Genomic DNA, 24,534 nt, shown 5'->3' with positions numbered 1-24,534 from the left:
TTAAGCTCCGCCTGCGATAAATCTCTTGAGATCCTGTGGGTTTACGCACTTTTCAAGCGCAACGTCCATGGAGATCGTTCTCGAACGAACGAGCTTTGCAAGCTCCTGATCCATGGTCTGCATTCCTGTTGCTTTACCTGTCTGCATAGCTGAACCGATAAGATGCACCTTATCGTCACGGATCATAGCTTTAATAGAGTCTGTTGCGTTAAGAATCTCACAGCAAGCCACACGGCTTGTGCCGTCGAATGTACGGCAAAGTGTCTGAGTACAGATACCTACAAGAACGGAAGCAAGCTGAGTTCTGATCTGATGCTGCTGGTGAGCAGGGAAAACGTCGATGATACGGTCGATAGTTGACGGTGCGGACGTTGTATGAAGTGTACTCATAACAAGGTGTCCTGTTTCAGCGGCGGTAACAGCAGCTTCGATAGTCTCGAAGTCACGCATTTCTCCTACGAGGATAATGTCCGGGTCCTCACGGAGGGCTGCACGGAGGGCAAGTGAGAAACTCGGTACGTCAGGTCCGATCTCTCTCTGGTTTACCATACATCTCTTATGAGCGTGCATATACTCGATAGGGTCCTCAATAGTGATGATATGAGCTGATTTATGGATATTTACATGGTCGATCATTGCGGCAAGAGTTGTTGACTTACCTGAACCGGTAGGGCCTGTTACAAGCACAAGTCCACGAGGTCTCATTGAGAACTCTGCAAGGATAGGTGGCAGGTCAAGGTCGGTAAGGGTCGGGATATCGTTTCTCAAAAGACGGAGAGCGATTGCCGTGTTTCCTCTCTGACGATACACGTTTACACGGTGACGGAAACCTCTTGAAGATACATATGTAAAGTCGGTATCAATATGGTCTTTGATAGACTGACGCTGCTTATCTGTACACATATCCTCACATATTTTGAGAATTTCGATCTCGGTCATATCAGGATATGAGGAAAGCTTTCTCAGGTTACCGCCCTGTCTAACTATCGGCGGAATACCTACGGTGAAGTGCAGGTCGGAACAGCCAAGGGCTCTTGCTTCATCAAGAATTTTGTTAATGTCGATTGCCATTAGAATTTACCTCCATATATTTCTTTTTTATACAGCATATGTTACACGGATAAGTTCGTCCATTGAGGTCTTGCCTTGCTGAACAAGCTCTGAAACGTTGTCACGAAGCAGGTGACAGCCCTCTTTCTTTGCAAGCTCCTGAATTTCGTCAGCTTTTGCTCCCCTTGTGATAAGAGCCTGCATAGACGGTGTTGCGAGAAGGATCTCATGGATAGCGGTTCTTCCCTTATATCCTGTGTTATTGCACTTTGGACAGCCACATGGGTCGTACACCTGTACTGAATGGTCAAGACCCATAAGCTCGTTTTCTTCCTCAGTTGACATTCTAGGCTTTTTGCACTCAGGGCAAAGCACCTTTGTAAGACGCTGAGCAACGATACCGATAAGTGAGGTTGCGACCATGTATGCCTCAACGCCCATATCCACAAGTCTTGTTACAGTAGAAGCGGCGTCATTGGTATGAAGTGTTGACAGAACAAGGTGTCCTGTGATAGCGGCACGGATAGCGATCTCGGCAGTTTCAGTATCACGCATTTCTCCGACCATTATGATGTCAGGGTCCTGACGGAGAATAGAACGTAGGGCTGCACCGAATGTCATGCCTGCCTTTTCGTTTATCTGGCACTGGTTTACGCCGTCGATCTTTTTCTCGACTGGGTCTTCGACAGTAATAACATTGTTATTAGGCTTCGAGATCTCGCCAAGTGCGGCATAAAGTGTGGTAGATTTACCTGAACCTGTAGGGCCTGTTACAAGGACAACACCCTGTGGCACTTTAAGGCAAGACTCAAATCTCTTATAGTTATACTCGGTCATACCAAGATCAGTAATTTTTCTAAGGGACATATCGCCTGTTGCGAGGATACGGAGAACGACTTTCTCACCGTACACCATTGGAAGGTTAGATACACGGAGGTCAAGAGTTGTGCCGTCAACGACCTGTGACATACGGCCGTCCTGCGGGATACGCTTTTCGGCGATATTCATGCCGCTCAAGATCTTGAAACGGGTAACAAGCGAAGTATGAAGTGCAGCGGAAAGAGTCATAAGCTCGATAAGGTCGCCGTTTACACGGATACGGATAACGGTTTTATCCTTGAATGGCTCGATATGTATATCCGTTGCGTCCTGACGCTGGGCGTTCTCGACGATAGCGGTAGCAAGTTTAACGATAGGAGCGTTCTCGATTCTCTCCTCGGAGATATCCTTGAGCTCTTCAAGGTTAAGCTCTTCCTCTTTTTGCTTTGTAGCTTCGTCAACAACGGAGTTAACCTGACCTTCTGAGTACATCTTACCGATAGCACGGTTGATAGATGACTTTGTGGCAAGGACAGGTGTTATGCTGCAGCCTGTGATAACACGGAGATCCTCGAAAATATAGAAGTTGATAGGGTCATTAGTTGCAACGGTCATACGCTTGCCTATTTTGCTGACGGCGATGACGTTATACTTTCTTGCAGTTGCCTCCGGTATCTTCTTGACTATATCAGGCATAAGCTCTGTATTATCAAGGTCGATATAAGACACATTCAGTCGCTCGGCGAGGACCTGACAGAACTGAACATCGGTAACGAGCTTCATGTCAATAATGACATCACCAAAAAGTCTTCCCTTTTGCTCCTTCTGTTTGGCAAGGACTTCCTGAAGCTGCTCTTCAGTTATAAGACCTTTCTGTACCAGATACTGACCGATAGGGCCGTTTCTCATATATATTACTCCAATCCTCCGCATTGATTTAGGATCCGACGCTGCGGAAACGTCTGCTGCGGTGCAAAAACCGCAAAAAAATCATATTATCTATTGTAATCTTCATGAAAGTATGATAAAATTAATATATTAACTAATGAATCCAAAGGAGGATCACTGTGGATAATTTAACCTTATCATACATAATCATTTATGTATTTGTGTTCATTTTCGGAGCGTGCATAGGCAGTTTTCTTAACGTCTGCATATACCGATTGCCGAAAAATGAAAGTCTTATCAAGCGAAATTCTCACTGTATGACCTGCGGTGAGCCGATCAAACGGCGTGACCTGATACCGATAGTAAGCTGGTGCATACTTCGTGGAAAGTGTCGAAGCTGCGGTGCAAAGATATCGGCAAGATACACTATAGTTGAAACGCTGAACGCACTGCTCTACTTATGGGTATTCTACCATTTTAATGGAATTTTCAATCCGCTTCGTGCAGCACTTGTCTGTCTGTTATTCTCTGCTCTTATCGTTGTATTCTTCATGGACTGGGACACTCAGCTTATCAACACATATGTTGTGATATTCATAGGTTTGCTTGGTGTTGCGGAATACATCTTCTGCAAAGATCAGACGGGACTTACGCTTAAATCACACTTGATCGGATTTTTCATTGTGAGCGTGCCTTTGCTTATTATTTGTCTTATCACACATGAGAAAGCAATGGGCATGGGAGATGTATATCTCATGGCAGCCGCAGGGCTGTTTCTCGGAATGCAGGGTGCTTTGGTAGCGCTTCTTATCGGACTGATAACAGGCTCGATCGGCGGACTTATCCAGAAACACCGCAGCGGTGATTCAGTATTTGCATTTGGTCCATATCTCTCCATAGGAATTGCTGTTGCAGCTTTGTACTCAGAGCAGATCGGTTCATGGTACATGGACTTTACTGGTCTTAACGAGATGATGAACGAAGCAATGCTGATAATAAGATAATTGCACAAATTCCGCAGTTTGATACTGCGGAATTTTTTTGCTCAAAAAATCCTCTTAATAGAAGTTTTCTGTTAAGGGGATTTTTTCAGCAATCAGACCCGTGGAGGGGTCTGATTGTGAAAGACTATAAACTACATTTTTACATAATATGTTTTTCCAAGATCACTGGTTGTAAGAGTAACATTAGTAAAGGCATTATCAATATTTTGCCACTCTTTTTCCCAAAGATTTACACAACAAGGAACGTTATAAGGAATTGTTGCAGTTATAACATAACGAATTTCTCTGCCCTTATACTTAGAAATATCAATATTAGAATTACCAGTAAAGTTGTCTACAATGACTTCATTATCCGTTTCGTTGACTATCTTAGCATTCATATTACAAAAGTATCCATACATATAGGAATAATTATTACCTGCACTACAATCAATTATAATGGTAACTCTATCCGACTGACTTGTAGGCAAAGATGGCTTTTCAACAAATACAGCTTCAAACACTGTATCTCTAGTAATTGTAACACTGGTTATCTCGTCTGCTGTACCTTCAACGACCCACTTAGAAAAAACCTTATTAGCGTCTGACGAAACAGGGGTAGCTCCTGGATAATTTGCATACTGTCCATCAGAAACATAAATAGTTGAGGCATTTATTAAAGAACCATTTAATTTAAACTCAACCTTATGCTTGTTCTGTACAACTGGAACGAAAACAACTGAGCTATCTGTAATAGAAACATCAGTAAGACCCTTTGACGTATCTGATTTGTATACCCACTTAACAAAATCCTGTTTTATAGTATCCATGTCAGTTGGAATTCCCGGGTCATTTGCAAAGTCGCCATCATAGACACTTGTTGTTGTAAATGTAGAACCGTCGATATTCTCAAACGTTACTGTAAACTGGGTTTTCGGTGCAACAGGCGGATAAACACAGGAGAATACCATATCCTTATTTATTGTTACGCCTGTTGTAAAATCAGCAACGTTATTTTTGCTGTCTACCCAATAAGGCGTGCCATAACCTGTTCTTGGTGTCATAGAAGGTGGAGCTTTATAAACTGTACCCGCCTTGACAGACTTAGTATCTATCTGTTTACCACGAAGGGTTGAATCAGGGTCGCTAGCAGAGTAGATAAACTTTACACTGTATGTTTTTGAACTTGAAACTGTTGTCTTATCGTAGAAAATATAAGTATATGTGTTTGAAGCGTCAAGGCTGTAATACTTTTCCTGCTGAGCTGTGCAACCTGCAGGAGCAGTGGTTGCCCGAGGATATGTGACATAATCAGGAGCTACAGAGAAATCTTTATAGTCATTAACATTGTATGAATCGCCTTCATCTATGTTAATATTTGTGAGATTTACTGCTGCGTCCTTTTTATACTTTGTTTTCGTAAAAGTATAGCTTCCGTTCTCATATGTTGGCTGATAGGCTGTAAGAGAAACGTCGAGAGTATACATTTCCTCAATTTTGCTGATACTTGCACCGATATCAAACTTATAATTGTCGTAAAAATCAACGCCTCTTGCAACAGCAGAATTATTAAAGTTTAAGCCCTCTGTATTTACCTTACCTACATTGAGGATACAGCCTTTTGCACCCATTCTCTTTGCGGCTGTATCCGTGTCATTGCCTGAATAGTTTTTCAGACTATAGCCACGAAGATTATTATTGTCAATAACGATACAGTTTGAATAGGTCACACCGCTTGCACCGATAGTACCAGAGTTTGAAACATCAGGCACACCAATATAATCTTTAAGCACAAGAACATTGGTCGAATATCTAAGCTCATCATCAAGATAGTCTATAAGACCTGAACCTATGATATTGCTTTCCATTGTTGCATCAGCGTCATGATAAACATTATTTGCAGGTTTGATCATATTAAGGATAGCTCCGAGGATCACGCCGAAAATCGTTACCACAACGATAAGCTCAACAAGGGTAAAACCCTTGCGGTTTTTATTCATTTTCAAGATCCTCCCTCCTTATGGTGTTGATTGTGCATCGTCATATTCAGCCTGGTTTTTGTAATCAGAGCCACCCATATAATGGATAACTACATAACCTGTAGCTTTACCTGACGCATCTTTTTCAAGATAATGGTCAAAGGTCGCATCTGTGATCTTAAATGCAGCTGCATCGGCTGTTGGAGTGCTGCTGTAAAGATCAGATGACTGTGAGAAGCCGAAATAATCGCTTCCTGTTACGCCTGAAAGCACAACGCCAAACTGCTGATTTCCACCGTCACCGATAGGGATAAGAAGTGAATTTCCTGATGAGTTATTATTTACATCAAAGAACTTTCCGCCTGTAAGCTCAGGCGTAAGAGCATAGAAATTCATATCTGCCCCTGAATTGTTATAAAACTTTACCCAGTAAACGCTCTTTTCAGGATTAGGCGTAATGTTTATGTCCTTACCCTGAAGAAATTTGAGCTGATAGCCTGCGTCTTCATCAATATTATTAAGCTTTGCTTTAAAGCCATAGGCTGTAGTATTGAACTTTATACCGCTTCCAAAGTCTGCCTCAAGGGCAAACTCATTTGTAGTTTTGCCGCTTGAAGAGAACTTGTTTACCTTCAACTCGTTCATATTGACGGTCTTGTTATCATTATACTGCTCGGCATTTACTGCCTGAGTATACATTTCATTGTTGCGGTAGTAGTTTTCAAGATTCTGTTTTTTTGCCGCTACAGCAACTGTAACAAGCATAGCTGACATACCTGACAAAAGTGCCATTGCTATGATGACCTCTACAAGAGTCATACCCTTTTTATTTTTGCTGTTCTTTTTCATTAGTATACTCCTTTCAATTAATAGTGATCATATCTGTCAAGAGTATATCCGAATGCTGAATCGTCCTTGCCGCCCTTCGCATTCTGCATTACAGAAGTAGTTGAAGGCTTAGTGTATACATAGAACGCTGTATTGGCGTTACCAAAGCTGTTTGCGATAACTACACCGACTGCACAGCACTGAACGGTCATTTTTCCGCCTGCTGAGTCTGTAACATTAAGTCCACTAAGACCACTTGTTGCTATATTAACCATTGCTTCTGGTGAGTAGAATGAACCCTGGAAGAAACTGTTGTTTGTGGCGCTAAGCGTTGTGTTCTCAGCAAATAAGAAAATGATACTGCTGTTTGATGGTCTGTAAGAGCCTGCAACGTCCACTGATGTTGGATTAAGGATGAAGCTGCTCTGTGGAGCACCAGGATTACCCTTAGTATTATTAAGTGTATCAGCGTCATACATACGAACATAAGTGTCATAATCAAATATTTTCAAGCCACTAAAGTTATAGTTACATGCGCTTGAACCCGAATGCTTGGACTTGCCTGTTACTGAGTCGATACCATTAAGTGTAATAGCACTGCCTGAGTCTGAAACAAAATAGCAGTTGTATTTTCTGTCACCTGTAGTTGTATCAATTATAGTTGAACGATTTCTGACAACTATAGTTGGAGACCAGCTTGAATCAAGACTAAGACCATTTTGAAGTCTTATAACAATATCGCCTGAAGAATCAGAAACATCAACGAGGATCCTTGAACCATTGCCATAATCATTGAACGAAAGATCAGATGCCCATGTACAGCTTGATGTTATTCTCAATTTGTAGCGGCTTTTAACCAGAGTCTTAGCTCCTGTTCCTGTAAGGTCTATTAGCTCAGTAAGCGTGTAGTCAACATTAGTCCAATCGCTTGCAAAGGTATTGAAAGTTTTAGTGTTTGAGCCATCATAGAAAGCCTGATATTTATCAGAGATCGTTGTCACATTAGTATCATTGCTCATGAAGAAATCTTCCGGATAATATACATAGGCATCAGCAGATACAGGTATCTGTGGCTTTGCGTCACGACCTGCTTTGCTAAGAACAGCTCCTTCATGAATATTTGAAGCCTGGCAGACGATCTTATCTTTACCCGTGATAGTGCCGGTAACATATACAGAGCCTGTTACCTTAAGTGACTTTGTGACATTAAGATCACCCTCGACATAGAGAGAGCCATTGATCGTCTGACCATTTGCACCAAATGTTGCATCGCCATTATAAGCACCTGCGCCCTTATAAACGTAGAAGTTACCATACTGTGTATAGTCATTTCCGCCGATGTTAGCTTCACAACAGAACAAATCGACATCAAAACCTGAAGAACCAACGTCCATATGGTTTGAAGTGGAAAGCTTCTGACCGATATTAACATAGTTATATCCGTCTGCTCTTGCCATTGTGGAGTTGATGCGGAATTCATTTGAAACATCAAGGTTTTCAGAAATTGTAACAGTTGAACCCTGCTTTTCATCTACAAGACTAGGCTTGAGCATGATAAGAGGCTGAGTTGAAACCTCCAAAGAACCATACATAAGATAAGAACCATAGATACTAGTATTGTTTGTAAATCTATAGACCTTACCAGTGGTATTATTGATACCAGCCATATCACCGATAACGTTAAGGTTATCATAACCTGCGCCGCCGTTACCAACAAGCTCGATAGTATTTGTATATTCGGCAGGCTTTGTAACTGACTGCGTGGAAATATGAGCTGCTACCTTTTCAGTTTTTCCCAGATAAGTAGTTTCACAGGTAACAACGATATTTGCAACACTTGTACCCTCCTGTGCTACAGTTATCTTTGTGGTACCGATATTATCGCTTTTACCGTCACCGCCGTTGTAACTTACAGTAGTAGTAGTACCCTTACCGCTATTAGCACTTGCCAGCTTTTTAAGGTTATCTATGGCCTTTTTCTGCTGAGCCTTTGCAGTAGGGTCATTGGTTGGAGCAGTATCAGTCTGTATCTGATTAATAAAGCTTTCAAGAGTAGATGAAGCTGTCAGATAAGCCTGTTTGCTCTTATAGTTATCATTTGTTTTTGTCCTGTTTACCGAAACAAAAGAAACAGTTGCAGTCAAAAGTATTGACAGCATGAGCATGACAGCAACCGCTGTGAAAAGCACGACTCCGGGTTTGTTTCTTTGTTTCCTCTTCGGAGTATTCTTCATATTAACCACCTTTCTTAGTTTTATTATCACTTATGCTATACTTTTTTCATTTTACACAGGTTGATTACTTATATAAAATTTTTAATCATTATATAGCACTAATTGGCAGGATAAGAAATATTCCTTATCCTACCAAATAGTTTTCTCTTAGCTGGCAGAAGGATCAGCAAGCTTCTTCAGAACGTACATATTCAGTGTCATTGTACCGGAGATCTCGCTTTCGTTGACATTCTCAATGTTAACATTCTGGATAACCATGCTCTTTTCGTTGTTTGTCGTCAGGTTGTCAGCAAAATTCTTGAAACCTGAAAGCGAGCTTTTGAACTGAATGTTAAGGCTATAGTAACCTATTGTCTGTGCAGCTGCTGCATTAGGATCTTCTGCAGCTGCATTTGCATCTGCATTAGCGTCTGCAGCTGATGAATCAGTTGTGCTTGCATTATTGTATTCATCTACCTTAGTGTCAAAATCAGTAGCTGTTGCTGTTGACTCATAAGCAAAAGGCGAAAGAACTGTGCTGCCGTATGATGAAATAGTCATATTGGAGTTTTTGATCTTTACATCATCAACATTAAAAAGCTCACGAACCTTATCAGTAGCCTTGTATGCTACCTGATAATCATAGAAGTTAGCTGCGACCTGTGAGGTGCTTGTATAAAGTGTCTGAATCTCAGCGGCAAGGTTCTTATCCTTGTCTACCTGATCTTCAAGCTCGCTGAGCTGTACCTTTGCTGATTCCAGATCACTGCTTGCCTGACTGCACTCATCAATGGCAGGCTTAATAAAAAGCATAAAACCTGCAACAATTATAAGCAGTACGAATACTACTATCAAAATCATTTTATCACGATAATTCAACTTCATAATTATTCACCCTCGCCCTCTTCTTTAAGATAAAGTGTCAGCGAATCAAGCGTTACGCCTGAGCTGCCTTCTTCACCGATCGAATATCCGTTGTATCCTACATCTTCCTGGAAGAGTCCTGTACCTACAAGGGCATCGATTGCTGTTTTTACATCTGACTGATCATCAAGCTCAACCTTAGTAAGTGTTACTGTACCAGCTTCAAGGTTATATGTAAAGCCTTCATACTTGAAAGAACCAAGGGCTTCCTTGATATCGTCAAACATCTCACTTGACACGACCGGAAGTGTTTCAAGAGCTGCATTTGCTGATGTAACATAGTTTGAATAATCCTGCATGATCTTCATCTTATTGTGAAGTATCTGGTTCTGGGCGATCTTCTCATTGCAAACAGCTATCTTATCATTAGTCTTGTCTATATCTTTCTCGATAGAACTCTTCCTGAGATTAATAACAAGTGTTGCACCTGCGATAAGCACTGCGGCTGCCGCAGCGAAGATACCGCCTGTCATGAGCAGCGAACCCATTCCGCTGTTGCCGCCCTTACCTGTGGACTGATCGACTTCAAGAAGGTTGATCTTCTCTGTTGCCTTGTTTCTCTTATAGAGAGCACCGATAGCATTAGCGAATACTGTAAACTCGAAGTTCTCAAAACCTGTGATCTGAGCAGGCACACCGAGAACGGAAGCCTTTATATCAAGACCGTCAAGAGCGTCAACGAGTTTGATGTAGTCCTCAATAAAGCCATAGAGAATAACATTTTCAAGTCCTGAACCGCCTCTTGCCTTATTGAACTGCTCCATTCTGAAGATGTTCTCGTTAAGAGCTTCAGTGATATAATCGTCAGAATCATAATCATCTTCTGAGATAGGAACGTATCTGGCGAATGCCATCTGTCCATTCTCAAAAAGTGTAAGACCAAGGAAGTTCTTATCGATCTGGCAAACCAACAGTGGCATTTTCTCCATGTTGGACTTGTCAGCAAGAACGATTCTTGCGATAGAGTTACATCCGATGTTAACAGATCTGAGGTTCATGCCCATAATGTTATAAAGCTTTCTGTAGCTTTCAACTATCGTACTAGGGCAAGCTGTTGCAAGTACCTTCACTGCGCCAGGATTATCCTCGCCTGCTTCACCTACTACTGTATATGAGATAGAATACTCATCTGTGATACCCATTTCCTGGCTCATATGGTTCTGTACCATAAGCAGGAACTCATTACCCTTTGCCTTTGGAACTACAAGCTCCTTGAATACGATGTTGCTCGATGAAAAAGTAACGATAGCGTCCTTATCCATCATATCCTCAGCCTTGATCTGAGTGAGCAGTAACTCGGACAGACCTGAAAGGTTGATGACCTCACCATTAAGGATCATATCCTCAGGAACGTCTACCTGCAAAGATCTCTCGATCCTTATCTTGTTAGAGGAGTTATCACCTTTAACAATGTTGATTTGTCTATCAGAAATATCAAATGATAGCATTTATTCCTTCACCTCTTAAATTATTTTTCAAAACAAATATCTTCCCTCTCCGTTTTAAAGGAGAGGAGATATTTAAAATTAACGAACATAAAATGCAGACCCTTAGTTTTCCAGACCTGACAATGAACCGTAGAGCAGTGGGAAGATACCCGCAAGGCAAAGACCGATCGCAACACCCATGAATACGATGAGCAATGGTTCCATAAGTCCTACAAGTCTTGTAACGGCTGCGTCTGCTTCTTCCTCATAGTAGTCAGCAGTTTTCTCAAGGATCTCATCGAGAGCACCTGATTCCTCACCGACATAGATGATGGAAGTAAACATTCCTTCAAATATCTCTGTTTTTGCAAGTGACGCTGAAAGCGGTGCGCCCTGCTTAACTTCATCAACTACCTGAATGAACATCTTATCAACATAAGCGTTTCCAAGTATTCTTGACGAACGTTCAAGACACTCTACCATTGGGATACCGCTTGAATAAAGTGATGAAAGAGTTCTTGCGAAACGCCCCTCGTAGATCTTTACCATAAGCTTTCCGGCGGCAGGCATCTTTATCTTTATGTAGTCAAATTTAAGTCTGACTGACGGTACTTTCAAGGCGTATATCCAACCGAATATCAAAACAACGACTACGATAAGAATGATATACCATTTTGCCTTGAAAAAGTCACTGAACGAGAAGAGAGCCTTAGAAAGTGCAGGCATCTGATCCTCTGACATAAGACCTGCAAATATAGGCATGATGAACGTAAACATACCGATTACCATGACGATACAAAGAACGCCAAGTATGATAGGATAAGTCATCGCACTCTTTACCTTATTGTTCAACTTGTTTGAGTTTGCATAATAATCGCTCAGACGCTGCATTGTCATATCAAGCGTACCTGAGGTCTCACCTGCGTCTACCATTGAAATGAAAAAGTCCGGAAAGCTTCCCCTTCTTGTATCAAGGGCCTCGGTAAAGCTCTGACCTTTCTGAACATCGTCATAAACGCTTCTCCAAACATCCTTTGCACCCTTATTCTCCTCTTCCTTATAGAGAATGTCGAGCGCTTTAACAATGGTAAGACCCGATGTCATCATTGCCGCAAGCTGACGGCAGCAGAAAGCAAGTTCCTTAGTATTGAACTTGTGCACAGATTGTTTGCCTGCACTGCCCAATGCTTCTGTATAACTTATACAGAAAAGACCTTGTTCGTGGATCTTGTCCAGTACTTCCTGTGCATCCTCAGCCTCATAGATACCCTTTATGGTTTTTCCCGAGGTATCCTTAGCAACATAGGAAAATTTCTTCATAATATGTAGATACACCTCCACTTATTTATACATTTTGTGCATTCATAACAAAAAACTTTAAAAATACACAAAACGCATTTTTATAATTATAACATTATTTTCATCTTTTCGCAAGTGATTGAGTGCTTTTTAAGCGTTAATTTATTTACAAAATAATCTTCACAAATTTATCGAATTTGTACAAATAGAATAATTAAACTAACATTTTAAATTATATTTAACATTTAAAGCGAGTTCATACAGTTTTATGATAGTAAATAACCTTCTTTATGTTCAAATGACACAATTTATACATTGTTATCCGTCTTGCCCGCACTAAAAGATTTCATACTTTTGAGAATGACAGGATGCTTATGAACATACACTTTATAAGCTATCAGATAGAAACAATAGGACGCTGCAAGAAGAAGTCCTATGCCGATTATCACGCTTACAAGGTAGTTCATGCCCACGCCTTCATTCAGCCATATACACGGATAATAAAGCACCTTATAGAAGATATCTCCCTTGCCCTCCTGACTGAATGAATCCCTGAATATTGCAGGAATAAAATACACTAGAAGCATAAGAAGATACACTATTGTAATATTGACCCAGCTCCAATTTTCATATGCGGCATGGCGTTTGCCGTCGTCATAAAAAAGTCTTAGGAAAAATATAAGCATGACCGCAAAGCCTATAAATGAGTCTACATTACTATTTGTCATAAAGCTCTTGAAAGCAGATGTGCTTGACGGAAAGACCGTAACCAGAGCCGGTATCAGCACAATGCCTGCAAAGGCTGAAAACAGTGTAAGAACGATCATTATCCCAATTCTCGACAGAATGTACTTTAAAAATTTTATTGCCTCCATAACTACCTCCGTTTTATTCTTTTGCTTTATAAAGTCTTTATGCTTTACATCTCATCTTGCGCGATAAAGTTTCCAGACTTTACATCTTTCAATTATCTGACATAGTTTTGTCAAAGAGTTTATCCACAAGCTCTCTTAGATATATATTTTCTGTACGCTCAAGTTTAGGGTCTGCGTTTCTGATAAGCTGTGCGGCTTCCTGTGCTTTTCTTAGTATATCCATATCCTGTGACATATCCGCTATCTTCAATGCAGGAAGGCCATGCTGTCTGCTTCCGAAAAAGTCACCGGGACCTCTGAGTTTAAGATCTTCCTCAGATATCTTAAAGCCGTCGTTAGTCTTGCCCAAAATTTTAAGCCTTTTCACGCTTTCCTCATTCACGTTGTCTGTAATGAGGATACAACTTGATTTATATTTACCTCTTCCCACACGACCACGAAGCTGGTGAAGCTGGGAAAGACCAAATCTGTCAGCATTTTCTATTACCATTATTGCCGCATTAGGCACGTCAACTCCTACTTCCACAACTGTTGTGGAAACGAGCAGGTCTATTTTATGCTCCTTGAAGTCGTTCATGACCTGTTCTTTCTGAGCGCCGCTCATTCTGCCATGAAGAAGTCCCACAGTGTAATCTTTAAACGTACCCTGAGAAAGCTTTTTAGCATAGGTCTTAACGTCCTGCAAGTCCATATCACTTTCCTCTATCATTGGACAGACTATATAACCCTGTCTTCCCTCGTCAAGATATTTTTTTACATAGTTAAAAGCACGCTCGCGAAGCTTTCCTGTAACGGCATATGTTTCAACGGGCTGTCTGCCCTTAGGAAGCTCTTTCAGTACAGAAATATCAAGGTCGCCGTATATCATAAGGGCAAGAGTTCTAGGGATAGGTGTGGCTGACATAACAAGCTTATGGGGATTTTCACCCTTTGAAGCAAGTGCCGCTCGCTGTTCAACGCCAAAGCGGTGCTGCTCGTCTGTTATGACAAGGGCAAGCTTTTTGAACTTAGTTGTCTGCTGAACAAGAGCGTGTGTTCCCACTGCAACGGCGTATTCACCGTTTTCAAGCCCCTCTTTCACAAGCTTTTTCTGTTTTGCGGTCATAGAGCCTGTGAGAAGCGCAACCTTTACGCCTAGCGGTTCGAGAAAGCCTTTGAGTGTCTCGTAATGCTGTTCTGCAAGTATCTCAGTAGGCGCCATAAGTGCGCTCTGACAGCCATTTTCATACACAAAATATGACGCTCCTGCCGCAACTGCGGTCTTACCCGAGCCAACGTCGCCCTGAACGAGTCTGTTCATAGGCTGTTCTTTCTGCATATCTCTGATACAATCATCTATGGCGGTTTGCTGGCTGTTTGTAAGGATAAAAGGCAGAGCGTTATAAAAACTGTCCATATCCTGCGTTTTCAGCACAAAGCCGCTTTTTTCACGGCTTCGGCTTTTCATAAGCTGCATACCAAGCTGCAAAACAAGAAGCTCGTCAAAGACAAGGCGATTTTTCGCAAGTTCGCAGGTGTGCATATCTTTTGGAAAATGTATATTCTCCAAAGCATATTCAAGAGAACAGAAATTGTACCTTTGCATTATGCTTTTTGGCAGCGGCTCATAGATATTCTTATTAAAAACATTCAGGGCGAGCCTTACTGTTTTTCTGAGCATTTGCTGACTAAGACCCTCTGTGAGGTGATAGACAGGCTGGACTTTATCTTCCGTATCGGCAGAAAGTATCACAGGAGAATTTATCTCTTTTCGCACAAGGTTTCCTGTTATCCTGCCGCAGAGGTAATACTCTTTATCCACTTCAAGCTGTTTATACATATACTCGCTGTTATAGATAACTATTACAAGGTCGGTGACGTCGTCGGTAAAAATGACTTTGTACACTGACAGACCTTTTCTGATACGGGCTTCTGGGAGCTTTTTAACTACTCTGCCCTTTACTATGCAAGGCTCGTTAGTTGGTGCATCTGCTATGGGAACAGGTGAGGTATAGTCAATATAACTTCTCGGATAATGACAAAGCAGGTCATATACTGTCTTTACGCCTAATTTCTCATAACATTCGGCACGCTTTTCGCCAACGCCTTTTAGATACTCTATTGGTTTCTCAAGATCCTTGAGCATAGTGACGCCCTCCTCTCTTTTATTATAGGCACATTCCGTAATGTGATACTGTTCTTAACACAATAATAGCATATTTTATGTTATTTTTTAAGTTGCTCATACCAAAAAGCAGGCTGACACGCAAACACGCCAGCCTGCTCAGAAGGACCGATATTAATAATTATCTGCTTTGACCTGAAAATATGACTGTGGGTGTGCACAGACAGGACATACATCAGGAGCTTTCTTGCCGATAACGATATGACCGCAGTTTATGCACTGCCATACGCAGTCGCCGTCCTTTGAGAACACAAGGTCGCCCTCGATGTTAGCAAGAAGTTTCTTATATCTTTCCTCATGCTCTTTCTCGATCTCGCCAACTTTTTCAAACAATATAGCGATATGCTCAAAGCCCTCTTCACGAGCCTCTTTAGCAAAGCCTGCATACATATCCGTCCACTCATAGTTCTCACCCTCTGCGGCATCTTTAAGATTTTCCACAGTTGACGGAATACCATCATGGAGCAGCTTGAACCATATTTTTGCGTGCTCCTTTTCATTTGCAGCAGTTTCCTCAAAGATATTAGCTATCTGTACATAGCCCTCTTTCTTTGCCTTGCTGGCATAATATGTATACTTATTTCTTGCCTGTGATTCACCTGCAAATGCAGCAAACAGATTTGCCTCAGTTTTTGTACCTTTCAAATCAGCCATTGTTTTTTCTCCTTTATATAAAATCAATACCGAAGTATTTATATATATTATACCATATCGCGAGCAAATGTCAACAGTATTTCATTAAAAACGCATAAAGCAGCACAAAAAATAGGACAAGCAAAAATATGCCTGTCCTGAAAAACTCGATTATTCTTTCTCGCCAAACTCAGAATACTCGATAGAAGCTCTGATGAAATCTCTGAACAGAGGGTGCGCTCTGTTTGGTCTTGACTTGAACTCTGGGTGGAACTGAACACCAACGAACCATGGGTGTACATTCTTTGGAAGCTCTACTATCTCAACAAGCTTTTCGTCAGGTGAAAGGCCTGCAAGCATAAGACCCTTATCTTCAAGAAGCTTTCTGTATTCATTATTGAACTCCCAACGGTGACGATGACGCTCACGGATAAGATTCTGTGGTGCTGAATAGATCTCAGCACATCTTGAATTGTCTGCAAGCTTGCATGGATAAAGACCAAGTCGCATCGTGCCGCCCTTTTCTGTGATATCTTTCTGTGAATCCATGATATCTATAACAGGATATGGAGTGTCACCAAACTCGGAAGAATTTGCCCCTTCCAGTCCTGCAACGTGTCTTGCGAACTCAACAACAGACATCTGCATACCGAGGCAGATACCGAACATTGGTATCTTATGTTCTCTTGCATATTTGATAGCTTCGATCATGCCCTCGATTCCTCTGTCACCAAAGCCGCCCGGTACGATTATGCCGTCGCAGCCGTGAAGCATTTCAGCTACAGTGTTCTCATTGAGATTTTCAGACTGTATCCACTTGATATCAACTTCTGCACTGTTCTCAAAACCGCCGTGACGGAGAGCTTCTGCTACGGAAAGATAAGCGTCCTCAAGCTCAACATACTTGCCAACAAGACCGATAGTTACTTTCTTGTTACAGCTATGAACTCTGCCTATCATTTCCTGCCACTCTTTAAGATCTGGCTGCCTGCACTCAAGCTTAAGATGATGACAAACAACATCTGCAAGGCCTTCTTTTTCAAGCCAGAGAGGCACTTCATAAAGTGATGGCGCTGTAAGATTCTGTATAACGTCCTCTGCTCTTACGTTGCAGAAAAGACCTATCTTCTGCTTCATATCCTCAGGTATCTCCATTTCAGAACGAAGAACAAGGATATTAGGCTGGATACCGATAGAAAGCAGTTCCTTTACGGAATGCTGTGTAGGCTTTGATTTAAGCTCCTTTGAGCCTGAGATATAAGGCAGCAGGCACACATGTATAAATACGGAATTTTCTCTTCCAAGCTCGATAGAAGCCTGTCTGATAGCCTCGAGGAATGGTGTGGACTCGATATCGCCAACTGTTCCGCCGATCTCTGTGATAACTATATCTGTGTCAGTTGATTTGCCTACTCTGTAAAGACGATCCTTTATCTCGTTGGTGATATGAGGAACGACCTGAACTGTGCCGCCAAGATAATCTCCTCTTCTCTCCTTATTAAGAACTGTCCAGTATATCTTACCTGTGGTAACATTTGAATTGATAGAAAGATTTTCGTCGATAAATCTCTCATAGTGACCAAGATCAAGGTCAGTTTCCGCACCATCGTCAGTTACGAAAACCTCACCATGCTGATAAGGTGACATTGTGCCTGGATCGACATTTATATACGGGTCAAATTTCTGAATGGTAACGCTGTAGCCCCTTGCTTTTAACAATCTTCCCAGTGACGCAGCGGTTATGCCCTTTCCAAGACCTGATACTACACCGCCTGTTACAAAGACATATTTTGTAGGCATATCATTTTTCCTCCATATATCAAAAATAAAACACAAAAAAATCAGGTGAGATCATGTGGACACAACTCACCTTTTCGCTCTTACTAATATCATAACAAATTTTTATACAAAAGGCAAGTGTTTTTTCTATTTTTCTCTGAATTTTTTATAAATTATCAAATAGCTTCAATAATCTCTTGTAAAATTGTTGTAAATTGAAGCGGTTTTATTTGATTTTATAAAAATAGAGGTAATTTTAAAGTCAAATTCGTACGAAATTTATGTTGTAATTTGAGGAAAAATAGTATATACTATTATTGTATTATGCTTAAACGAGCTATAGACTTCCGGCTTGCTGACTTTAATCGGAAACGAGGTTTATTTTATGGACAACGACAACAAGAACACCTCCAACACTCAGGGAGATAAGGATTTACAGTCGCTAATATCCAATGCAATAGAAAACAGAAAGATACTTGATGCTTCAAACTCAAACGGACCTACGGGGGTCATACCTATCCCCTCAAAGGAACAGCAGAAAGCTGATCCGATACATGAGTCTGATCCAAAGCAGGATAAGACGCCAAAAAAGAAAAAAGGCTGGAGCAAGAAGAAAAAGACGGGTATTGCTCTTGGAATAATATTTGTAGTATTCATTATTATAATTGCCATTATCGTAGGTTTGTTTTTCCACTACACAGGAATGCTTGACAGAACTAAAGACACTAAGATAAATTCAGGCAAGGCGCCTATAAATTCCAGCGAGCTTACAAGTGAGGCGGATACATTTGACGCAAAGGAAAAAGAGGACGAGCTTAAGGCTCAGCTACAAAAGCAGTCCTCCAAGATATCCAGCGAGGACGTAACGAACATTCTGCTCATTGGCGAGGATATCCGTGATACAGAAGAGGAGAGCCGTGGAAATACTGATGTTATGATGATAATTTCCATAAACACCAAGAACAAGACTATTACAATGACCTCCCTTATGCGTGATATGTACATTTACATGGCGCAGTTTGACGAGGGCAACAGGCTCAACAGCGCTTACTGGCACGGTGGCTGTGAGTATCTTGAACAGTGTATTGAGGATTATTTCGGTATCCAGATAGACAGATACGCAAGAGTGAATTTCTACTCGTTTATAGATATAGTTGAGACTGTAGGCGGTATCGACATGGAAGTGTCAAAGGCTGAAGCCGAGGGCATGAAGAAGCCGATGGCCGAACAGAACAAATACCTTAAAAATAAGAAAGGCACTGACTATATAAGCAACGACATATTTGCGGGCAAGAGTGATGAGGATAAGGTAAAGCTTCATCTTAACGGAAATCAGGCACTTGCGTTTGCAAGGCTTAGATATGTAGGAAATTCCGACTATGAGCGTACCGAACGTCAAAGACGTGTTATCTCAGAGATCATAACCGAATCCAAGAAGCTTAGTCTTGTTCAGCTTGACAAGCTTCTGAACAAAGTCCTTCCTGAGATAAACACAGACCTTACTGATGGTGAGATCGCAAATCTGCTCCTCAATGCTTTTGACTATATGAAATATGATATCCAGCAGCTTAGAATACCTGCTGACGGCTATTTCACAAACGAAGTCATCTATAGCATGGACGTGCTTAATCCGGACTTTGCCGCAAACTCTGCGTTCATTCAATATATAGTTTACGGCAGTTGTAAAAACATTGACGAAGCTATCAAGCAGTATCAGGAAGAAAATGCTTACAATTACAGCTATGACACTGGGTATTACGGCTACTAACTAAATAATTGATATCCGCTTTCCATTTGGGAGAGCGGATATTTTTTTGGCTTCGTGCAAAAAATAAAAAAATGGTTGACAAATACCCATAAGGAGTATATAATATATATGCAGCAAAAGATACCCCATAAGGGTATTTGATATAATAAGGAGGCAAAAAACATGGACAACAGAAATGATAAAGAACTGTCATGCGGCTGCTGTGATACTTGCAGGCACAAGCACACTCCCCGTGATGATAAGGAAATAAAACAGCTAAAGAATAGGCTAAGAAGAGTTTCGGGACAAATAAACGGCATTATCAAAATGCTTGACGATAACCGCTACTGCGGAGATATACTCATTCAGGTGGCGGCGGTTGAAAGTGCAATGCAAAGCTTCGGCTATCTTATTTTGCAGGAACACATGAAGACCTGCATGACAGAGGAGATACAAAGCGGCAACACCGAAGTTGTCGATGAAGTATTAGAGCTTATGAAAAAGCTTAAATAGAAAGGCAAATATCTATGAAAAAGTTAAAATTCAATGTAACTGGCATGAGTTGTGCGGCGTGTCAGGCTCATGTGGAAAAGGCTGTGAGTAAGGTCAATGGCGTAATGGACGTAAACGTGAACTTGCTTGCAAACAAAATGACGGTGGATCTTGACGAGGGCGTAACTAACGCTCAGGCGGTCATAAATGCTGTTGAAAGTGCAGGATATGGAGCAAGCGAGATAGGCGACAAAGAAAACAAAACTGCATCACCTGTTGCGGCGGCTCAGGACGAAAGCAAAAAGATGAAGAAACGTCTGTGGTGGTCTGTGGGATTTTTGATACCGCTGTTCTATATTTGCATGGGACACATGGCGAACATACCTATACCTCCTATTTTTGCAGGGCACAAAAACATGATGATATATGCACTCACTCAGCTTTTGCTCACAGTGCATATCATTGCAATAAACTTTCACTATTTTTCAAACGGCTTCAAAAATCTTATCCGCCGCTCCCCTAACATGGACAGCCTTATAGCTCTTGGTGCGGCGGCTTCATTCATATACAGTGTTTACGGCACTTACAGAATGGCTTACTTTATGGGCAGGGGCGACCTTGGCTCAGCACATGAGTATATGATGAATCTGTATTACGAATCATGCGGCATGATACTCACACTTATCACTGTGGGAAAATATCTTGAGGCTCGCTCAAAAAACAAGACGGCTGACGCTGTGAACAAGCTTGTGCGCCTTGCGCCTAAGACGGCAGTTGTTATCCGTGACAGCGAGGAGGTGGAAGTTCCTGCGGAAAACGTAATGGTGGGAGATGTATTCCTGCTCAAAGCTGGCTGGTCTGTGCCATGTGACGGAGTTCTTATCGACGGAAACTGCACTGTTGACCAATCTGCACTTACAGGCGAGAGCATACCTGTAGACAAGGCAGTGGGTGACAGAGTTATGAGTGCAAGCGTATCGGCTGGCGGTTTTGCTAAGGTAAGATGTGAGAAGCAAGCTAAAGACTCAACACTTTCACAGATAATCGCACTCGTTGAGGACGCTTCCGCTTCAAAAGCGCCTGTAGCAAGGCTTGCAGACAAAATAAGCGCTGTGTTCGTGCCTGTGGTTATAACTATAGCTATCATTTCACTGGTAGTATGGCTGCTGCTTGGATATAGCTTCGCATTTGCACTTAACATGGCAATATCAGTGCTTGTTATATCCTGCCCATGCTCATTGGGACTTGCAACGCCCACTGCAATAATGGTAGGAACAGGTAAAGCGGCACAGTTCGGTATCCTGATAAAATCCGCTGAAAGCCTTGAAACTGCTCACAGCATTGACACTGTTGTTCTTGACAAAACAGGAACTTGCACAGAGGGCAAGCCTGAGCTTATTTCAGCGCAAGCGTTTGGTGATTTTGATGTTTCAGAGCTTAAAAAGCTTTGTGGCTCGGCGGAAAGCGGTTCATCACACCCACTTGCAAAGGCTGTTACAGGCCACTGCAAGACAAATGGCATTGAACTCACCCCTGCTGAAAGCTACACAGAAACAGCAGGCGGTGGTATATCGGCTGTTGTTGAGGGCAGAAACGTTCTTATCGGTAACAAGCGGCTTATGGACAACAGCGGAGTTGACATATCGATGGTTGAGGAAACGGCTCATGCTCACGCTGACAATGGTGAGATACCACTTTATGTAGCGATCGACAACAAGCTTGCAGGCATTCTGTTCATTGCAGACAAGATAAAAGAGACAAGTGCAGAGGCTATAGAAGGCTTCAAAAAGGCAGGCATTGAAACTGTAATGCTCACAGGGGACAACGAGAAAACAGCCAGAGCAATACAGAAAAAGCTTGGCATTTCACAGGTAAGATCACAGCTTATGCCTGAGGACAAGGCTACGATAATCAAAGAATTGCAGGAGCAGGGTAAAAAGGTAGCCATGATAGGCGACGGAATAAATGACGCTCCTGCCCTTACAACGGCAGATGTTGGAATAGCTATCGGTGCAGGACAGGATATTGCTATCGAGTCAGCTGATATCGTGCTTATGAAAAGCGATCTGAATGACGCTGTTACGGCTGTCAAGCTCAGCAGGAGCGTTATGAAGAACATCAAGGAAAACCTTTTCTGGGCGCTTATTTACAACTCGCTTGGTATTCCGCTGGCGGCAGGAGTATTCTACGGCTTGCTTGGCTGGAAGCTCAATCCTATGTTCGGTGCAGCGGCAATGAGTTTAAGCTCAGTTTGCGTTGTGACCAATGCGTTAAGGCTCAATCTTTTTAAAAGTGGCAGAGAAAACAAAGCCGCAAAGGCTGAAATAAATACTAAAACGGAGGACGGAAAAATGAAAAAGGTAATGAAGATCGACGGCATGATGTGTTCGCACTGCACAGGCACAGTAACGAAGGTGCTTAATGCGATAGACGGCGTTACAGCAGATGTTTCCCTTGAGGACAAGCGCGCTTACATCACACTTGACAAGGACGTGGCTGACGAGGTGCTTTCTAAGGCGGTAACGGACGCAGGGTATAAGGTAAAGGGGATAAAGTAGGTTTTAGCTGTATATTTTGAAAAAAGCGGTGCTTTGAAAGCACCGCTTTTTTTGGAAATTGTGTAGCCCTGCGTATGCGGGGAAAAGCTTGAAAAAGAGGACTTCAAGACCGCAAAGCAGGGATCATCCCCGCATATGCTGGGAAAAGTTACCTATTCCGCTGTTGCCAAATATCACTGTAACAGGTGAGTAAAATGAGAACAAATACATTTTTTATACTGTATGTATCAGCCTTAAAGGTTCGTAATATAGAATGTACCATTTGATTATCTTCAGGGTCATCTGCACTAATTATGAATACATCTTGCTCATTATAATTATTACTGTACACAGTAATTAGATTACGTATACCACCATATGGTATAAGCCTAAACTTAGACCTGTCAACAAGACTTAGTAATTGATTCCAGAATACTCTTTCAGAGCCTGTTCCTTCTATAAGTATGTTTATAATTATAGTTCACGTCCTTTTAAACTTGGATAGACTAAGTTAAACTTCCCAAGCTGTGGTTCAACTATTGTAGCCTCACTTTTATCATCGAGTGTATACCTATCAGTCACTCTGCCAAATACTATATATTGGTTACTCTTATCCATGTCATAAAAATCTCTTGTCTTATTCGCCATAACTATATCTGCATTATCTATTATGAATAGACTGTCTTTAACTGTTTTAAGAGCAGACTCAACCATATCAGCAGATGTCAAACTGTTTATGAATACAACGCCTTTTGCATTAATATTGGAACAATATGTAGAAAATATGTCATAAAACAAAGACTTACCTATTCCGCTGTTGCCAAATATCACTGTAACAGGTGAGTGAAATGAGAAATCGAATGAATATACTCCGTCTGTAACTTTTATCCTCTTATGAAGTAGCTTTGCCATTAGTCTAGCACCTCCAGTATTTGTAATGCATTTGTACAGTGTATCTTTTTTCCCATATAGTGCAGCAAAACATCAACACTAAAATTATTTATGATGCTTGGCAGTAATGGCATATATGCGTTTCCTCTGTTAAACATCAATATGCACCTCAGTGCATTGTCTCCAGCCTCAACACAATTGAACAGTTTATCCGGATTACTGTATATATTTATTGCTGTTTTACAGCCAGTACTAATTTTTCTGATGTCCACAAGTCTACCATATTTTGTTCTAATATCAGACCCTGATGAGTATGTTGAGTGATCGATGTTCAGTATTAGACTTTTTATTGTATCCGATATTTTAGTAGTACCTATATGCAAATTGAAGAATGCATCATTTCTTTCCTCTAGTTTTAAACCTGTTTTATTAACGTCCTCTTTCTTAATATATAAGTTTAATGGCATATTACCTACCTCCAGTTACTTATTTTTATATGATTATATCTGTTTATCAAATGATTTTGATAACTTCTTAACTGCAACGCCCATATCTAAATCATGCAGTACATTGTACCTTTTACATATAAATTCCGGTGTTATGATTTTTACTATTTTTGAACTTGGTATATTTGTATAGTACTGGTATCCTGCATAAAATTCACCAAGCCACTCAACCATTTTTTTACTGTAGTTCATAGTAGCCTTGTCTACAGAGTTCATACTAAGCTTATCAATCATTATATATGGTGTCATTGTCATCCAGTATGCAGAACCGTTGTCCATATGGTTCCTTGCATCTGATAGCATAAACATATTTGCAAATGAACACAGGTCAAAATCTTGCTCAACTGCCATTGAGAATGCTACCCCTTGGCTTTCTGCCAGTTCGTCAATATATAATTTCTGTTTTTCATTCATAATGATACCTCACCTAATTAGTGTACTAAAAGTATTAGTCAGGATCACCCCCGCGTAAGCGGGGAAAAGGACTTGGCTGCTGTGAC

At 41.3% G+C, this 24,534-nt stretch carries 19 protein-coding genes; 4 read left to right on the top strand and 15 right to left on the bottom strand.

Annotated elements, in window-relative coordinates:
• Both DWW81_RS06900 and DWW81_RS06895 read right to left on the bottom strand, forming a co-directional pair.
• Entirely contained in the window at positions 1–1,071 is a 1,071-nt protein-coding gene (locus DWW81_RS06900) for a type IV pilus twitching motility protein PilT (protein WP_022286804.1), read from the bottom strand.
• Between the two features lie 27 nt (positions 1,072–1,098).
• Positions 1,099–2,778: a GspE/PulE family protein gene (locus DWW81_RS06895; RefSeq protein ID WP_117857762.1), complete on the bottom strand. Its 1,680-nt coding sequence runs from the start codon at positions 2,776–2,778 to the stop codon at positions 1,099–1,101.
• Positions 2,779–2,936: 158 nt separating this feature from the next.
• On the opposite strand from DWW81_RS06895, the gene DWW81_RS06890 reads away from it, so the two are divergent.
• Positions 2,937–3,761, top strand: a complete 825-nt coding sequence (locus DWW81_RS06890) for an A24 family peptidase (RefSeq protein ID WP_022286802.1) — start codon at positions 2,937–2,939, stop codon at positions 3,759–3,761.
• A gap of 131 nt (positions 3,762–3,892) precedes the next feature.
• On the opposite strand, the gene DWW81_RS06885 is transcribed toward DWW81_RS06890, so the two are convergent.
• The 10 genes from DWW81_RS06885 to DWW81_RS06840 form a co-directional block, all read right to left on the bottom strand.
• Entirely contained in the window at positions 3,893–5,740 is a 1,848-nt protein-coding gene (locus tag DWW81_RS06885) for a prepilin-type N-terminal cleavage/methylation domain-containing protein (protein WP_147338970.1), read from the bottom strand.
• An 18-nt stretch (positions 5,741–5,758) separates the two neighbouring features.
• The gene (locus DWW81_RS06880) at positions 5,759–6,568 is read right to left on the bottom strand and encodes a type II secretion system protein (RefSeq protein WP_022286800.1); all 810 of its coding nucleotides are present in this window, start codon (positions 6,566–6,568) and stop codon (positions 5,759–5,761) included.
• A gap of 17 nt (positions 6,569–6,585) precedes the next feature.
• Positions 6,586–8,781, bottom strand: a complete 2,196-nt coding sequence (locus DWW81_RS06875) for a hypothetical protein (protein ID WP_117897014.1) — start codon at positions 8,779–8,781, stop codon at positions 6,586–6,588.
• Positions 8,782–8,928: 147 nt separating this feature from the next.
• Entirely contained in the window at positions 8,929–9,645 is a 717-nt protein-coding gene (gene gspM / locus DWW81_RS06870; RefSeq protein ID WP_117897015.1) for a type II secretion system protein GspM, read from the bottom strand.
• A gap of 2 nt (positions 9,646–9,647) precedes the next feature.
• Positions 9,648–11,132 (bottom strand): pilus assembly protein PilM, encoded by a 1,485-nt coding sequence (gene pilM / locus DWW81_RS06865; protein WP_117876524.1) that lies wholly within the window; start codon positions 11,130–11,132, stop codon positions 9,648–9,650.
• 102 nt (positions 11,133–11,234) lie between these two features.
• On the bottom strand, positions 11,235–12,431 hold the full coding sequence (locus tag DWW81_RS06860) for a type II secretion system F family protein (protein WP_117897016.1): 1,197 nt from the start codon (positions 12,429–12,431) through the stop codon (positions 11,235–11,237).
• A gap of 287 nt (positions 12,432–12,718) precedes the next feature.
• Complete coding sequence (locus DWW81_RS06855) at positions 12,719–13,285, bottom strand: hypothetical protein (protein ID WP_117897017.1); 567 nt, start codon at positions 13,283–13,285, stop codon at positions 12,719–12,721.
• 88 nt (positions 13,286–13,373) lie between these two features.
• The gene (recG, locus tag DWW81_RS06850; RefSeq protein WP_347502991.1) at positions 13,374–15,452 is read right to left on the bottom strand and encodes an ATP-dependent DNA helicase RecG; all 2,079 of its coding nucleotides are present in this window, start codon (positions 15,450–15,452) and stop codon (positions 13,374–13,376) included.
• A gap of 111 nt (positions 15,453–15,563) precedes the next feature.
• Positions 15,564–16,103 carry a rubrerythrin gene (gene rbr / locus DWW81_RS06845; RefSeq protein WP_117897019.1) on the bottom strand — a complete coding sequence of 180 codons (540 nt, stop codon included), beginning with the start codon at positions 16,101–16,103 and terminating at the stop codon, positions 15,564–15,566.
• A gap of 150 nt (positions 16,104–16,253) precedes the next feature.
• A complete protein-coding gene (locus DWW81_RS06840; protein ID WP_117897020.1) occupies positions 16,254–17,882 on the bottom strand; it encodes a CTP synthase in 1,629 nt (542 codons plus the stop codon).
• Between the two features lie 364 nt (positions 17,883–18,246).
• Between DWW81_RS06840 and DWW81_RS06835 the strand changes: the two genes are divergently transcribed.
• The 3 genes from DWW81_RS06835 (at position 18,247) to DWW81_RS06825 (ending at position 22,658) form a co-directional block, all read left to right on the top strand.
• The gene (locus tag DWW81_RS06835) at positions 18,247–19,629 is read left to right on the top strand and encodes an LCP family protein (protein ID WP_051706880.1); all 1,383 of its coding nucleotides are present in this window, start codon (positions 18,247–18,249) and stop codon (positions 19,627–19,629) included.
• Positions 19,630–19,791: 162 nt separating this feature from the next.
• Positions 19,792–20,121 (top strand): metal-sensing transcriptional repressor, encoded by a 330-nt coding sequence (locus DWW81_RS06830; RefSeq protein ID WP_117897021.1) that lies wholly within the window; start codon positions 19,792–19,794, stop codon positions 20,119–20,121.
• A gap of 14 nt (positions 20,122–20,135) precedes the next feature.
• Positions 20,136–22,658, top strand: a complete 2,523-nt coding sequence (locus tag DWW81_RS06825) for a heavy metal translocating P-type ATPase (protein WP_117897022.1) — start codon at positions 20,136–20,138, stop codon at positions 22,656–22,658.
• A gap of 453 nt (positions 22,659–23,111) precedes the next feature.
• Here the strand turns inward: DWW81_RS06825 and DWW81_RS06820 are convergent, their stop codons facing one another.
• Genes DWW81_RS06820 through DWW81_RS06810 form a run of 3 tightly spaced genes read right to left on the bottom strand, consistent with a single transcriptional unit; the run spans position 23,112 to position 24,448 of the window.
• The gene (locus tag DWW81_RS06820) at positions 23,112–23,549 is read right to left on the bottom strand and encodes a hypothetical protein (protein WP_117897023.1); all 438 of its coding nucleotides are present in this window, start codon (positions 23,547–23,549) and stop codon (positions 23,112–23,114) included.
• Positions 23,549–23,995 (bottom strand): DUF4869 domain-containing protein, encoded by a 447-nt coding sequence (locus tag DWW81_RS06815; RefSeq protein ID WP_117897024.1) that lies wholly within the window; start codon positions 23,993–23,995, stop codon positions 23,549–23,551. The genes DWW81_RS06820 and DWW81_RS06815 overlap by 1 nt, the downstream gene beginning before the upstream one ends.
• 33 nt (positions 23,996–24,028) lie before the next feature.
• The gene (locus DWW81_RS06810) at positions 24,029–24,448 is read right to left on the bottom strand and encodes a hypothetical protein (protein ID WP_117897025.1); all 420 of its coding nucleotides are present in this window, start codon (positions 24,446–24,448) and stop codon (positions 24,029–24,031) included.
• Positions 24,449–24,534 lie beyond the last annotated feature (86 nt).

The organism is Ruminococcus sp. AF17-1AC (assembly GCF_003461385.1).
GTDB lineage: Bacteria > Bacillota > Clostridia > Oscillospirales > Ruminococcaceae > Hominimerdicola > Hominimerdicola aceti.
The sequence above is the reverse complement of the archived record's forward strand: the minus strand, read 5'-3'. Positions and strand labels throughout refer to the sequence as shown.

What these genes read in the sequence shown, in the direction of transcription:
- DWW81_RS06900 (WP_022286804.1), bottom strand. Translation starts at nt 1,071, where the DNA reads ATGGCAATCGACATTAACAAAATTCTTGATGAAGCAAGAGCCCTTGGC.
- DWW81_RS06895 (WP_117857762.1), bottom strand. Translation starts at nt 2,778, where the DNA reads ATGAGAAACGGCCCTATCGGTCAGTATCTGGTACAGAAAGGTCTTATA.
- DWW81_RS06885 (WP_147338970.1), bottom strand. Translation starts at nt 5,740, where the DNA reads ATGAATAAAAACCGCAAGGGTTTTACCCTTGTTGAGCTTATCGTTGTG.
- DWW81_RS06880 (WP_022286800.1), bottom strand. Translation starts at nt 6,568, where the DNA reads ATGAAAAAGAACAGCAAAAATAAAAAGGGTATGACTCTTGTAGAGGTC.
- DWW81_RS06875 (WP_117897014.1), bottom strand. Translation starts at nt 8,781, where the DNA reads ATGAAGAATACTCCGAAGAGGAAACAAAGAAACAAACCCGGAGTCGTG.
- gspM (WP_117897015.1), bottom strand. Translation starts at nt 9,645, where the DNA reads ATGAAGTTGAATTATCGTGATAAAATGATTTTGATAGTAGTATTCGTA.
- pilM (WP_117876524.1), bottom strand. Translation starts at nt 11,132, where the DNA reads ATGCTATCATTTGATATTTCTGATAGACAAATCAACATTGTTAAAGGT.
- DWW81_RS06860 (WP_117897016.1), bottom strand. Translation starts at nt 12,431, where the DNA reads ATGAAGAAATTTTCCTATGTTGCTAAGGATACCTCGGGAAAAACCATA.
- DWW81_RS06855 (WP_117897017.1), bottom strand. Translation starts at nt 13,285, where the DNA reads ATGGAGGCAATAAAATTTTTAAAGTACATTCTGTCGAGAATTGGGATA.
- rbr (WP_117897019.1), bottom strand. Translation starts at nt 16,103, where the DNA reads ATGGCTGATTTGAAAGGTACAAAAACTGAGGCAAATCTGTTTGCTGCA.
- DWW81_RS06840 (WP_117897020.1), bottom strand. Translation starts at nt 17,882, where the DNA reads ATGCCTACAAAATATGTCTTTGTAACAGGCGGTGTAGTATCAGGTCTT.
- DWW81_RS06835 (WP_051706880.1), top strand. Translation starts at nt 18,247, where the DNA reads ATGGACAACGACAACAAGAACACCTCCAACACTCAGGGAGATAAGGAT.
- DWW81_RS06830 (WP_117897021.1), top strand. Translation starts at nt 19,792, where the DNA reads ATGGACAACAGAAATGATAAAGAACTGTCATGCGGCTGCTGTGATACT.
- DWW81_RS06825 (WP_117897022.1), top strand. Translation starts at nt 20,136, where the DNA reads ATGAAAAAGTTAAAATTCAATGTAACTGGCATGAGTTGTGCGGCGTGT.
- DWW81_RS06820 (WP_117897023.1), bottom strand. Translation starts at nt 23,549, where the DNA reads ATGGCAAAGCTACTTCATAAGAGGATAAAAGTTACAGACGGAGTATAT.
- DWW81_RS06815 (WP_117897024.1), bottom strand. Translation starts at nt 23,995, where the DNA reads ATGCCATTAAACTTATATATTAAGAAAGAGGACGTTAATAAAACAGGT.
- DWW81_RS06810 (WP_117897025.1), bottom strand. Translation starts at nt 24,448, where the DNA reads ATGAATGAAAAACAGAAATTATATATTGACGAACTGGCAGAAAGCCAA.